At 55.6% G+C, this 11,783-nt stretch carries 15 protein-coding genes; 9 read left to right on the top strand and 6 right to left on the bottom strand.

Annotated features, from left to right (window positions below; all coding sequences use genetic code 11):
- Positions 1 to 48: 48 nt before the first annotated feature.
- Genes lysA through IK083_02375 form a run of 7 tightly spaced genes read left to right on the top strand, consistent with a single transcriptional unit; the run spans position 49 to position 6,185 of the window.
- A complete protein-coding gene (gene lysA / locus IK083_02405; GenBank protein ID MBR4748410.1) occupies positions 49 to 1,353 on the top strand; it encodes a diaminopimelate decarboxylase in 1,305 nt (434 codons plus the stop codon).
- A gap of 1 nt (position 1,354) precedes the next feature.
- Positions 1,355 to 1,981, top strand: a complete 627-nt coding sequence (locus tag IK083_02400) for a site-2 protease family protein (protein MBR4748409.1) — start codon at positions 1,355 to 1,357, stop codon at positions 1,979 to 1,981.
- Between the two features lie 13 nt (positions 1,982 to 1,994).
- Positions 1,995 to 2,987, top strand: coding sequence for a tryptophan--tRNA ligase (gene trpS, locus IK083_02395; protein ID MBR4748408.1), 993 nt, complete (start codon positions 1,995 to 1,997; stop codon positions 2,985 to 2,987).
- Positions 2,988 to 2,997: 10 nt separating this feature from the next.
- Positions 2,998 to 3,984 (top strand): malate dehydrogenase, encoded by a 987-nt coding sequence (locus tag IK083_02390; GenBank protein ID MBR4748407.1) that lies wholly within the window; start codon positions 2,998 to 3,000, stop codon positions 3,982 to 3,984.
- Positions 3,985 to 4,422: a Fe-S cluster assembly scaffold protein NifU gene (nifU, locus tag IK083_02385; protein MBR4748406.1), complete on the top strand. Its 438-nt coding sequence runs from the start codon at positions 3,985 to 3,987 to the stop codon at positions 4,420 to 4,422.
- Between the two features lie 10 nt (positions 4,423 to 4,432).
- A complete protein-coding gene (locus tag IK083_02380; protein ID MBR4748405.1) occupies positions 4,433 to 4,669 on the top strand; it encodes a NifU family protein in 237 nt (78 codons plus the stop codon).
- Between the two features lie 52 nt (positions 4,670 to 4,721).
- Positions 4,722 to 6,185: a fucose isomerase gene (locus IK083_02375; protein MBR4748404.1), complete on the top strand. Its 1,464-nt coding sequence runs from the start codon at positions 4,722 to 4,724 to the stop codon at positions 6,183 to 6,185.
- 34 nt (positions 6,186 to 6,219) lie between these two features.
- Here the strand turns inward: IK083_02375 and ispH are convergent, their stop codons facing one another.
- Positions 6,220 to 7,062, bottom strand: coding sequence for a 4-hydroxy-3-methylbut-2-enyl diphosphate reductase (ispH, locus tag IK083_02370; protein MBR4748403.1), 843 nt, complete (start codon positions 7,060 to 7,062; stop codon positions 6,220 to 6,222).
- Positions 7,059 to 7,457 carry a secondary thiamine-phosphate synthase enzyme YjbQ gene (locus tag IK083_02365; GenBank protein ID MBR4748402.1) on the bottom strand — a complete coding sequence of 133 codons (399 nt, stop codon included), beginning with the start codon at positions 7,455 to 7,457 and terminating at the stop codon, positions 7,059 to 7,061. The genes ispH and IK083_02365 overlap by 4 nt, the downstream gene beginning before the upstream one ends.
- A 60-nt stretch (positions 7,458 to 7,517) precedes the next feature.
- Between IK083_02365 and IK083_02360 the strand changes: the two genes are divergently transcribed.
- A complete protein-coding gene (locus tag IK083_02360) occupies positions 7,518 to 7,973 on the top strand; it encodes a hypothetical protein (GenBank protein MBR4748401.1) in 456 nt (151 codons plus the stop codon).
- 48 nt (positions 7,974 to 8,021) lie between these two features.
- On the opposite strand, the gene IK083_02355 is transcribed toward IK083_02360, so the two are convergent.
- The 4 genes from IK083_02355 to lepB all read right to left on the bottom strand — a co-directional run bounded on the left by IK083_02355 (position 8,022) and on the right by lepB (position 10,831).
- A complete protein-coding gene (locus tag IK083_02355; GenBank protein MBR4748400.1) occupies positions 8,022 to 9,272 on the bottom strand; it encodes a Glu/Leu/Phe/Val dehydrogenase in 1,251 nt (416 codons plus the stop codon).
- Positions 9,273 to 9,356: 84 nt separating this feature from the next.
- Positions 9,357 to 9,761: a hypothetical protein gene (locus IK083_02350; GenBank protein ID MBR4748399.1), complete on the bottom strand. Its 405-nt coding sequence runs from the start codon at positions 9,759 to 9,761 to the stop codon at positions 9,357 to 9,359.
- Positions 9,758 to 10,234 (bottom strand): hypothetical protein, encoded by a 477-nt coding sequence (locus tag IK083_02345; protein MBR4748398.1) that lies wholly within the window; start codon positions 10,232 to 10,234, stop codon positions 9,758 to 9,760. The genes IK083_02350 and IK083_02345 overlap by 4 nt, the downstream gene beginning before the upstream one ends.
- Before the next feature lie 9 nt (positions 10,235 to 10,243).
- On the bottom strand, positions 10,244 to 10,831 hold the full coding sequence (lepB, locus tag IK083_02340; protein MBR4748397.1) for a signal peptidase I: 588 nt from the start codon (positions 10,829 to 10,831) through the stop codon (positions 10,244 to 10,246).
- A 514-nt stretch (positions 10,832 to 11,345) separates the two neighbouring features.
- On the opposite strand from lepB, the gene IK083_02335 reads away from it, so the two are divergent.
- Positions 11,346 to 11,693 (top strand): aspartate 1-decarboxylase, encoded by a 348-nt coding sequence (locus tag IK083_02335; protein ID MBR4748396.1) that lies wholly within the window; start codon positions 11,346 to 11,348, stop codon positions 11,691 to 11,693.
- The last annotated feature ends 90 nt before the right edge of the window (positions 11,694 to 11,783 follow it).

Genomic DNA, 11,783 nt, shown 5'->3' with positions numbered 1-11,783 from the left:
ACTCCGCGCAGACCTGAACGCGCGGGCTGACTAAGAGGAAACATATATATGCTTTTTGACAATCAGACCATCAACAGCAAGGGTCATCTGGAAATAAACGGGTGCGATACAGTGGAGCTCGCCCGGGAGTTCGGTACGCCTCTTTACGTCATGGATGAGGACATGCTCCGGTCCAACTGCCGCCGCTACGTGCAGGCCTTCAAGTCCGAATATCCCGAGGCCGACGTGGCCTACGCCAGCAAGGCTTTTACTCTGGTGGGTATGTGCCGTCTGGTCAGGGAAGAAGGCATGTGGCTGGACGCCGCTTCGCAGGGAGAGCTCTACACGGCCATACTGGCCGGCTGCGAGCCGGTCAAGATCCTGCTCCACGGCAATTTCAAGACGGAGGCCGAGCTCTCCGACGCAGTCCGTTATGGCGTCAAGGTCGTATGCGATTCGTTTATGGAGATCGAGCAGTTGGCAGAAAAATCCCGCAAGGCCGGCAAAAAGACTCAGGTGCTGGTCAGATGCAATCCCGGCGTGAATCCTCACACCCACACCATGATAGCCACCGGACAGGAGGACTCGAAGTTCGGCTTCAACATCAAGTCGGGCGAAGCCATGGAGGCCATCAGGAAAGTCCTTGCCAAGGACAGCCTGGTCTTCAAGGGTATCCACAGTCATATAGGCAGTCAGCTCCTGGATGCAGAGCCCTTCAGGGCGGTCGCTCCCGTAGTGGCGGACTTCTGCGCCGCTATCCTGGGGGAGACCGGCGCAGCCCCGGAGTATATGGACCTGGGCGGCGGTCTGGGAGTGAGATATACAGAGGAGGACAAGCCTCTGTCCATCGAAGCATTTGCCGCGATTGTCACAGACGGAGTCAAAAAGGCTTTTTCCTCCCGGTCTGTCCCTCTGCCTCATTTGCTGGTGGAGCCCGGCCGTTCCATAGTCGCCGAGGCGGGGACCACCCTCTATACGGTGGGTCTTCCCAAGCAGGTCTCTCTGGCCGAGGAGCCTTTTTCCAGAATATACGTGCCGGTGGACGGAGGTCTCTCCGACAATCCCAGGCCGGCTCTTTATGATGCCAAATATACCGCTATGATAGCAAACCGGGCCGACAGGCCCAAGGACACCCTCTGCACCGTGTCCGGCAGACACTGCGAGACAGACTGTCTGTTTGCCGACATCCTGCTGCAAAAGGCAGAGTGGGGCGACATAATGGCTGTCCAGACTACGGGAGCCTACGGCCACAGTATGGCGTCCAATTACAACAGGTTCATGCGGCCTGCCGTGGTGTTTGTCAGCGGCGGCAGCGCCAGGCTGGTGTCGAGAAGGGAGACTCTCGAGGACCTGGTAAAGTGCGACGTGATCTGATATGGAAATGAATTTTTTGCAAAGGGGCATCTATTTTCTCATAGCCCTTTTGATAGGCTTCAGCGTTCACGAGTTTGCCCACGCATACGTGGCTTACAAGTGCGGCGACAGCACCGCCAAGCTGCAAGGCAGGCTGACTCTGAATCCTGCCAAGCATCTGGATGCGGTGGGCGCCATATTTCTCGTGTTTATGGCCTTTGCCGGCTTTGGCCTCGCCTGGGGCAAGCCGGTGCCGGTGAACACCCAGAACCTGCGGAATCCCCGCAGAGACGAGATGCTGGTGTCCGCGGCGGGGATCACAGCCAATCTGCTGACCGCCTTTGCTGCCGGACTGCTGGTGCGGCTGTGTATCGACAGCCTGCCCCATTCGGCGCTGGCCTTCTTTATCATTCTCGTCTCTGTAAACGTGTCTCTGGCTATATTTAACTTGATACCTATATATCCGCTGGACGGCTCCAGACTGCTCCTGGGCTTTATGAGCTACAATGCGGCCAACCGCTATATGATATTTATGCAGAAGTATTATCTCATAGTGTTCATAGCGTTTCTCGGCTTTTTGTACAGCCCGCTGAAGGTGCTCATCACCATTCCCATGGAGATGCTGGTCCGTCTGTTCGTCGGGATTTGAAAGGACAGTATTAATGAGTTCACACAAAAAACGCATGCTCTCCGGAATGCAGCCTACGGGCATTCCCCATATAGGCAACCTGGAGGGAGCCATCAGCAACTGGGTCAAATATCAGGATGAATATGACAGCTATCTGTTCATAGCCGATTGGCACTCTCTGACCACTCTGTATGCCAACACCGAGCGCATAGCCGATTACAGAGAGGAGGTCGCTCTGGACGTGCTGGCAGCGGGGCTGGATCCGGACAAGTGCGCCTTTTTCGTCCAGTCGGACGTGAAGGAGCACGCCGAGCTGCATCTTTTGCTGAGTATGATCACGCCTATCTCATGGCTGGAGCGGGTCCCTACCTTCAAGGAAAAAAAGGACAACGTGCTGGGCGGCGAGCAGGCCAGCTATGGTCTGATGGGCTATCCCGTGCTCATGAGCGCCGACATCCTGATCTACAAGGCCGACGTGGTGCCTGTGGGCAGGGATCAGCTGCCCCATCTGGAGCTGTGCAGGGAGATAGGACGCAGGTTCAACGTCCATTACGGAGACGTGTTTCCGGAATGCGCCGGCCTCATGACCTCTATACCCGCCATGCCCGGACTGGACGGCCGCAAGATGAGCAAGAGCTATGACAACGCCATATACGTGTCCGACGACGCCGATACTACCTGGCAAAAGGTGCGGAGCATGTTCACGGATCCCGTGAAGATCAGAAAGGACGATCCGGGTCATCCCGACGGTTGCGCCGTGTGCGCTATGCTGAATATATACAGGCCCGACAATGACGCGCAGCTCAGAAACGAGTGCGCTGCCGGGCACATGGGCTGTATGCAATGCAAGAAACAGCTTGCCGAGATTTTGAACGAAAGGCTGAGGCCTATCAGAGAGCGTCGAAGCGAGCTGGCTGATAATATGGATTATGTTCGGAAGGCTCTGGCCGACGGCGCAGAAAAGGCTTCTGCCACCGCCGCCGAGACTATGAAAGAAGTTCGTTCGGCAATGAACATGAAAGATTAGGGTGTTATAAATGTCAAAACCGTTAGTTGTTACGATCACCGGCGCTGCCGGCCAGATAGGTTATGCTCTTGCGTTCAGAATAGCCGCCGGAGAGCTCTTCGGGAAAAACCGTTCCGTGGAGCTGAGGCTTTTGGATCTCGATATGGAAGCCATTGTCAAAAGGCTCACCGGACTCCAGTATGAGCTGGACGACTGCGCTTTTGATACCCTGGCAAAGACAGTCATCACCACCGATACCGACGAGGCCTTCAAAGACAGCGACGCCGTGTTTCTCGTAGGCTCCCGCCCCCGGACTCAGGGAATGGAGCGCAGGGATCTGCTGGGCGCCAATATCGCCATATTCAAGACTCAGGGCAAGGCCATCAATGACAACGCCAAGCGGGACGTGAAGGTGCTGGTAGTGGGCAATCCGGTGAATACCAACTGCTACATAGCCATTCAGAACGCCCCGGACCTGACCAAAGAGAATTTTACTGCCATGCTGCGCCTTGACCACAACAGGGCCATAGGCCTTTTGTCCCACAAGGCAGGCTGTCATCCCAGAGACATCAAGAAGATGACCATATGGGGCAATCATTCCAAGAGTCAGGTCCCCGATATTTCCAACTGCGAATTCCACGGAAAAAAGGTGTCCGGAGTGGTGGACGGAGACTGGGTCAGCAATGAGTTTATCCCCAGGGTCAAGGCCAGGGGTCAGGAGATACTGGAGCTCCGGGGAGCATCCTCGGCAGGCTCTGCCGCCAATGCCGCCATTTGCCATATGAAAAACTGGTACTTCGGTACCCCCGAAGGCGACTGGGTCACCATGGGCGTCATGTCCGACGGCAGCTACGGTATTCCCGAAGGCTACGTGTACGGCTTCCCCGTGGTGTGCAGGGACGGCAAATATGAGATCGTTCAGGGGCTCGACATAGACGACGGGCTCCGGACCGAGATGATGAGATCCTTTGAGGAGATCAAGGAAGAGGCAGATACTGCGAAGGAGCTGTTAGGATAAATGCCTGAAAAATATTCAAACAAAGTCATGGAGCACTTCATGAATCCCCGCAACGTGGGGGAGATAGAAGACCCCGACGGAGTGGGCACCGTAGGCAATCCCGTGTGCGGTGATATCATGAAGATGTTCATCAAGGTGGAGGACGGAGTCATCACTGACGTGAAGTTCAAGACCTTTGGCTGCGGAGCCGCTATAGCCACCAGCTCCATGTCCACCGAGATGATCAAGGGCAAGACCATCGACGAGGCTCTTACCCTCACCAATGCTGCAGTGGCAGAGGCCCTGGGAGGGCTTCCCAAGGTAAAAATGCACTGCTCGGTGCTGGCGGAGCAGGCCATCAAAAAGGCCATCAGCGATTATTTGGAAAAGACTACCGGCAAGGGGCTGGACCTGCCCGAAGAGGAGCATGCCTGCCCTGTGGAACACAAGGATAAATAAGGAGATTATCATGACCGAGGAAGCTATCAGCAAAGTAAAAGAATGCATCGAGGCCATCAGGCCCAACCTGCAGGCGGACGGCGGTGACATAGAATTTGTGGAGGTCGTTGACGACATCGTCAAGGTCAAGCTCCACGGAGCCTGCCACGGCTGTCCTCACGCGGCAATGACTCTGCAGAGCATTGTCGAGAATGTGATCACCGAAGTGGTCCCCGAAGTCAAGGGGATCGAGAACGTGGACTTTTGACCCATGGGCTGCCGACTGCGTCGGCAGCCTTATAGTATGCGGAGATACTATCATGATCAACACACCCGATGTAAAAATGTGCGTGGTGGGAGTGAGCAGAGACTGCTTTGCCCAATCTCTTACCCGGTCCAGACTTGACGGAGTATGCCGGTCCCTCGGAGAGAAGGGGTTTGACATATGCCGCCTGAATACCATCATAGAGCACGAGGACGACACCCTGAAGGCTCTTGACGAAGCCAGAGCCGCCGGCGCCAATTGCGCTGTGGTATATCTGGGCAACTTTGGTCCGGAAGGCCCCGAGACCATATTTGCCCGGGAGTTTGACGGCCCGGTGATGTTTTGCGCCGCTGCCGAGGAGACCTCCGACGGACTGGAGGACCTGAGAGGCGACGCCTTTTGCGGACTGCTGAACGCTTCCTACAATCTGAAGCTGAGAGGCGTCAGGGCCTACATCCCCAAGGAGCCCGTGGGGCTTCCCGGCGAAGTGGCCGATATGATCCTTGGCTTCGTTCCCATAGCCAGAGTGTTGCTGGGCATCAGGGGCCTGAAGATATTCGGCTTTGGCCCCAGGCCTCAGGATTTTTATGCCTGCAACGCGCCTATCGGCCCCCTGTATAAGCTGGGCGTCGAAGTCATGGAAAACAGCGAGCTGGATCTGCTGTATTATTATAACAACGTGTCCACTGCCGAGGCAGACGCCATCGAAAAGGATATGGCAGCGGAGCTGGGAGCAGGCAACAATTATCCGGGCGTGCTGTCACGGCTGGCCAGATTTGAGATAGCTCTGACCAAATTCATGGAAGAGAATCTGGGCACCCGCAGCTTCGGCGTGTTTGCCAACAAATGCTGGCCCTCCTTTGAGGAGTTCTTTGGCTTTGTGCCCTGCTACGTGAATTCCCGGCTGGCTATGCGTGGGATACCCGTAGCCTGCGAAGTGGATATGTTCGGCGCTTTGTCCGAGTATATGTGCCAGCTGGCTACACTGAAGCCTGCCACCATACTGGATATCAACAACACCGTCCCTCCCGATATGGCCGAGGGCAGGGATCTGGCCGGCTGCCGGGCCCGGGATCTGTTTATGGGCTTCCACTGTGGCAACACCTGTTCTTCGTGCATGGAAAACTATTCCATGAAGTATCAGAAGATCATGAAGAACAATCTGGAGCCCGACACGGAGCCCGACATCACCAGAGGGACCATAGAGGGCAAGCTGAAGCCCGGCAAGGTGACCCTGTTCAGACTGCAGGGGGACATCGAAAGCCGTCTCATGAGCTATATAGCCCAGGGCAGCGTGCTGGATATAGAGCCGCGTACCTTTGGCAGCACCGGCGTCATCGCCGTTCCCGGCATGAGCCGCTTCTACAGAAACGTGCTGGTGGAGAAGGGCTATCCTCATCACTCGGCCATAGCCTTTGACCACGCAGCCTCCACCCTGTTCGAGGCAGTAAAGCTGCTGGGAGTCACGGACATCAGCTATCCCAGGGAGTGTCTGTATGCCGGGGAAAACCCGTTTTAACAAAAAATAAGCGCGGCGACAGCCGCGCTGTTTTTTACATCTCCGAGAGCTTTTCGGCCACCTCCGATATTATCCAGGCGGGAGTGGAGGCGCCTGCCGTGAGGGCTACCGTATGCGAGGAGTCAAACCATTCGCTCTTCAGCTCTTCGGCGGTCTCTATGTGATAGGTGTTGGGATTGGCCTCTCTGCACAGCTGATACAGCCTTTTGGTATTGGCTGAGTTCTTGCCGCCTATGACCACCATGGCGTCGGTCTCTCTGGCGAGAGCTATGGCCGAGTCCTGTCTGTTGCGGGTGGCGGAGCAGATGGTGTTCTGGACCACGGCGCTCCTGGCCTTTTTGACTATCCTGTCGGCCAGGTTGGCAAAGTATTCTTCGCTGTTGGTGGTCTGGCTGACTATGCCCACGTCCTTATCGGAAAAATCGTATTTGTCTATATCGCTTTCGGAGCCTATCACCACACACTGGTTGTCGGCCCAGCTGACTACCCCCTTGATCTCCGTGTGATTGGCGTCGCCTATGATCACCACGCACATATTCTGCCTGATGAACTCCCGGACCTTGTTGTGCACGTCCTTGACGAAGGGGCAGGTGGCGTCCACTATGCGAATGTCCTTTTCACTGCATTTGGCGTATATCTCCTTCGGAGCGCCGTGGGAGGGCATGATGAGGATGTCCGTGTTGAACTCGGTGTCGGTCTTTTGGATGACCTTGGCCCCTTTTTCCTCCAGCAGGGACACTACCTGAGGATTGTGTATCAGGGGACCGTAGGTGGCGATGCGGACGCCCGAATTGTCCTTCAGGGTGCCGGCGGTGAGCTTCATGGCTCTCTCCACTCCGAAGCAAAAGCCGGAGTTCTCACTGATGATGACCTTCATTTGTCGCCTGCCGTCTGCACGTACACCTTGCGGGTCCGGGGTCCGTCAAACTCGCAAAAATACACGTTTTGCCATACTCCCAGCACCACCGAGCCTCCGGATATGATCAGAGTGGTCTGACAGCCAGTGACCGAGCTCTTCATGTGAGCGTCGGAATTGCCTTCGCAGTGGAGATAGTCGGCTCTGTCGGGGAACACCGACGAATAGGTGAGCGCGAGGTCCCGCAGTACGTCGGGGTCGGCGTTCTCGTTGATGGTGACGCCGGCGGTGGTGTGAGGGGTGAATACCACGGCTACGCCTTCTTTGACGCCGGACTCGGCCACAGCCTGTCTGACCTCCCGGGTGATGTCCACGAACTGCTGCCTCTTGTCTGTCCTGATGGTGATAGTCTTCATGTTTGCTAATCCGTTGTAAATAAGATATAATATATTTGAATTCGTTTTGTTGAGGGACCTATGATATTCCGTCTGCCCCGAAGGCCCGCTTTGGGCATCACTCTGCACCTGTTGCTTCTGGCCTGCGGCCTGCAGTTTTTGTATATGCTGCTGGCATGCTTTGGCTGCTTTGGCCGCCCTGAGGCCAATCTGCCCGTCAGGATACTCATGTCCGTGGTGTTCGCCCTGTGGCTGGCCTTTTATATAGTCTGCATCCGCGGCTATTTCCCGCTGTTTTTCTCAGAGATAGAGCTGCGGGAGGACTCGGTCGTTGTGACGAACAAGGGCGGAGAGAAGACCTACGGTCTGACAGCCTATACCCGGTATGACGGGGTCCGTCTCTCGGGCCTTGAGCCGCCGAAGGGAGAAGGGGGCCGCTCATTGGCCCTGAACTATATCCTTCTGGGCTCAGACAATCTGCGCAAGCTCATAGATCTGCTGGACAGACGGTCTGGCAGGATGCCGTTTCAGTTCTAAAAAAAAGGGGCAGTACGCGAAGTATTGCCCCTGTTATTTACGCTGAGATCACACCCAGCCTCTGAGCTTCATAGCATCGGCTACGCGCTTGACGGCTACCAGGTATGCGGCTTCTCTCATGTCCACGTTCTTGGCAACGTGCATGTCATACACTGCGTTGAAGGCAGCGGTCATCTTCTGGTCCAGTTTCTCCTGTACCTCTTCTTCGGTCCAGTAGTAGTTGTACTCGTTCTGAACGTTCTCGAAGTAGGATACGGTCACGCCGCCGGCGTTGCACAGGAAGTCGGGTACTACGAATACGCCGTTCTTGTCCAGGATGACGTCAGCTTCGGGAGTGGTGGGACCGTTGGCCAGCTCGAGGATCATCTTGGCCTTGACCTGAGCGGCGTTGTCCGCAGTCAGGGTGTTCTCCAGAGCAGCGGGGATCAGAACGTCTACGTCCAGAGCCAGCAGCTCGGCCTGGGAGATCTCCTTGGCCTTGGGATAGCCCTTCAGGGACTTGTTGGCCAGCTTGTAGTTGACCAGATCCTGAGCGTCGATGCCGTCGGGATTGTAAATGGAGGCCTTGGTGTCGCAGGCTGCAACGACCTTGGAACCGCAAATGCTTTCGATCAGAGTGGCAGCAAACTGGCCGGCGTTGCCGAAGCCCTGGATGGCTACGGTGGCGCCCTTCAGATCGATACCGAGCTTCTTGGCAGCTTCTCTGGCGCAGTACACGCCGCCGCGGGCGGTAGCGTCGCCGCGTCCTGCGGAACCGCCGTTGCCCAGGGGCTTGCCGGTGATAACGCCGGGCTCGGCATGACCCTTGATAGTCTCATATTCATCCATCATCCAGCACATGATCTGGCCGGTGGTGTAAACGTCGGGAGCGGGAACATCTTTCTTGCTGCCCAGGTTGTAGGCCATGACTCTCATCCAGCCGCGGGACAGGCGCTCCAGCTCACCCTCGGACATCTCTTTGGGGTTGCAGATGACGCCGCCCTTGCCGCCGCCGAGAGGGATATCCACGACGGAGGTCTTCCAGGTCATCCAAGCGGCAAGCGCTCTGACCGTGTCTATGGTCTCGGAGGGATGGAAGCGGATTCCGCCCTTGTTGGGACCGCGCGCATCGTTGTACTGAACTCTGAATCCCTGGAACACCTTGACCGTGCCGTCGTCCATCTTGACGGGAATGGTGAAGTGGTATTCTCTCATAGGATTGCGGAGCATCTGGTGGGTGCCTTCATCCAGACCTAAGGCTGCACAGGCTTTGTCAAGCTGTGCCTGGGCTACTTTGAAGGGATTGTAGTCGTTTGACATCTTCGTCTCCTTGAAAATATGTTAAGTCTTTTCGTAAAAAAACTCACAAACTATATTATACCACCGGGAGGCGGGGGTGTCAATCTACTTTTTGAGGATTTTGCGAAAAATGAGAAAAACTACGAAGTAAATGATCAGGGCATACACTGCGACGCCCGTGTTGATGCAGGGGTCCGAAAGTCCCAGGGAATCATGCCGGGCGATAAGTATGATCTGCCGGACCTTGCCGGTGAAGATATAGACGCAGGCGGTGGCGCAGAAGGAGCACAGAAAAGCCACGGGATCCAGACGGGGCTTTGTCCCGGCGGCAGCCCGGGAGATGGGCCCTGCGAATATGAGCAGCAGCATATAAACGGCGGCGCATATGAGGGGATTGACAAAATCCGTCTCGTTGGCGGAGAACACCAGGCACACCACGCAAAACAGCTGGTGGATGGCCATCAGCGAACCGATGCCGCAGAGGATGGAGTAAAAGGCGGAAGACTTCATTTGTCACCGCCCGTTTTGACCGCCGTAAAGATGAAGGCTGCGCCGAGAACGATGAATATAAACGCGGCGAAAAACTCCGTGCTGCCCGCAGAAGCCACGGAATGGGCTGAATAGAGCATTTCGCCGGTCAGGCTGTTGGCAACGTGTCTGAACACGGATATCAGGCTGGAATATATGATGATGATCCCGGTGATAAAGAGGGCCAGCTTGGCCGTGTATGCCCCCAGCAGCCTGTCGGAGAGGGTCTGCTCCGACTTGCCTCCGGCTATGAATTTGCCCAGAGCAAGGCTGTATCTGAAGAGCACTGCCAAAAGCGCGAGCTCTATAATATTCAGGCAGATGGGCGCAAGCAGAGAGGACAGTCTGACGGATCCCACGAATATCACCGTGTCCAGCAGCTGCTTCAGGACCTCGATGGAGGAAAATATGCAAAAGAGCCTGGTGGCCAGAGAGGCTATGTCCGAGAGTTTCACGACGGGCTCCTATTTGACCAGCTTGATGCGGTTCAGAGGCCAAAAGAGGAAGAGAGCCTTGCCCTTGATGCTGTCCCGGTCCAGAAGGCCCCAGAAGCGGGCGTCAAAGGAATCGTTGCGGTTGTCTCCCATGACCAGATATTTGCCCTCCGGCACCTTTACCCAGGTCTCGTCCTTTTTCTTGACGATCCATTCTGGCTTGATGGTCTTCAGGCCGGTGATGGGATAGGGGAGCTCGGGATCCTCGGCGGTGTAGGGCTCGTCCAGCGCCTTGCCGTTGCGGTACACGGTGCCGGGATGTATGTCAAATCTGTCGTTCTTGCCCAGACGCAGGGCTTCCTTGACCTTGTCGGTGTCCAGCTTTTCGCCGTCCATCAGCACGGCGCTTTTGGTGAGCTTTATCTTGCCGTCCCTGCCGGGCTTGGCAAAGACCGAGAGCCGGTCCCGGAGGTCACGGTGAAATATGACGCCCTCGGGATAATAGGAGGACTTGGCTGTGAGTATGAAGCCGGGAGTGATGCGGACCTCGTCGCCGGGCTCGCCGATGACTCTCTTGATGAAGTCCAGGCGTGTGTCCTTGTTGGTGATCACGTCCATGAACCTGCGGAATTTGTCCCGGGGGACGGTGTACGGCTTGTAGGAGGCCTTGTCTATGACCGCCTCGTTGGGCGCCTTGAAGATGACTACGTCGCCGAAGGAGGGCTCCTTGAAGAAATAGATGAACTTGTTGGCCACTATGTGGTCGTTCTCCAGAAGTCCGGGCCTCATGGATGCGGAAGGGATGTAGAAGGACTGGATAAAAAACGGCCTGATGATAAGAAATACCAGCAGAAATGCAAAAGCAAGGGATTCGGCAAATTCGGCCACCTGCTTCAATACGGGATTGGTGGTATCCCTGAGTAAGACTCTGATGATGATGAGTATAATGCTGAGAAATATCACGTTGACTATACTCATGCCTGCAAGCTTTTCGGTAAAACTCATTCCGGACTCCGTTTGTAGTGATGCAAATATATTATACCATACCCCCGGCAAAAAAGACAGACGCCGCTTTACATTTCGTCCCGGACATGATAAAATCATATAGAGGCCTGAAAGGGGCGATTTTACTATGAAACTACTGAATATATGCAAGAGCAAGATACACAGGGCCACTATCACGGAGTGCGACGTGGATTACGTGGGCAGCATCACCATTGACAAGACCCTCATGGACGCCGCGGATCTCCGGGACGGCGAGCTGGTCCACGTGTGGAACGTCTCCAACGGAGAAAGGCTGGAGACCTATTGTATAGAGGGACCTGCGAATAGCGGCATGATATGCCTCAACGGCGCCGCAGCCCTGAAGAACAGGGTCGGCGACAAGGTGATCATCTGCGCCTTTTGCCTGACGGACGAGCCCGTGGAGCGCAAAGCGGTGCTGGTGGACGAAAAAAACAGGATCACAGCCCTGCTGTGAGAAACTTTTTTTCGGGGATATCCGTATTATTATTAGAATATAGTGCAAAGGGTTGATTGTTGCATATATATCGTGATATAATATATATGA

This window comes from Abditibacteriota bacterium, assembly GCA_017552965.1.
Classification (GTDB): domain Bacteria; phylum Armatimonadota; class UBA5829; order UBA5829; family UBA5829; genus RGIG7931.
Note: the sequence above shows the minus strand (reverse complement) of the source record. Positions and strands in the feature narration are given on the sequence as shown.

What these genes read in the sequence shown, in the direction of transcription:
- lysA (MBR4748410.1), top strand. Translation starts at nt 49, where the DNA reads ATGCTTTTTGACAATCAGACCATCAACAGCAAGGGTCATCTGGAAATA.
- IK083_02400 (MBR4748409.1), top strand. Translation starts at nt 1,355, where the DNA reads ATGGAAATGAATTTTTTGCAAAGGGGCATCTATTTTCTCATAGCCCTT.
- trpS (MBR4748408.1), top strand. Translation starts at nt 1,995, where the DNA reads ATGAGTTCACACAAAAAACGCATGCTCTCCGGAATGCAGCCTACGGGC.
- IK083_02390 (MBR4748407.1), top strand. Translation starts at nt 2,998, where the DNA reads ATGTCAAAACCGTTAGTTGTTACGATCACCGGCGCTGCCGGCCAGATA.
- nifU (MBR4748406.1), top strand. Translation starts at nt 3,985, where the DNA reads ATGCCTGAAAAATATTCAAACAAAGTCATGGAGCACTTCATGAATCCC.
- IK083_02380 (MBR4748405.1), top strand. Translation starts at nt 4,433, where the DNA reads ATGACCGAGGAAGCTATCAGCAAAGTAAAAGAATGCATCGAGGCCATC.
- IK083_02375 (MBR4748404.1), top strand. Translation starts at nt 4,722, where the DNA reads ATGATCAACACACCCGATGTAAAAATGTGCGTGGTGGGAGTGAGCAGA.
- ispH (MBR4748403.1), bottom strand. Translation starts at nt 7,062, where the DNA reads ATGAAGGTCATCATCAGTGAGAACTCCGGCTTTTGCTTCGGAGTGGAG.
- IK083_02365 (MBR4748402.1), bottom strand. Translation starts at nt 7,457, where the DNA reads ATGAAGACTATCACCATCAGGACAGACAAGAGGCAGCAGTTCGTGGAC.
- IK083_02360 (MBR4748401.1), top strand. Translation starts at nt 7,518, where the DNA reads ATGATATTCCGTCTGCCCCGAAGGCCCGCTTTGGGCATCACTCTGCAC.
- IK083_02355 (MBR4748400.1), bottom strand. Translation starts at nt 9,272, where the DNA reads ATGTCAAACGACTACAATCCCTTCAAAGTAGCCCAGGCACAGCTTGAC.
- IK083_02350 (MBR4748399.1), bottom strand. Translation starts at nt 9,761, where the DNA reads ATGAAGTCTTCCGCCTTTTACTCCATCCTCTGCGGCATCGGTTCGCTG.
- lepB (MBR4748397.1), bottom strand. Translation starts at nt 10,831, where the DNA reads ATGGACGTGATCACCAACAAGGACACACGCCTGGACTTCATCAAGAGA.
- IK083_02335 (MBR4748396.1), top strand. Translation starts at nt 11,346, where the DNA reads ATGAAACTACTGAATATATGCAAGAGCAAGATACACAGGGCCACTATC.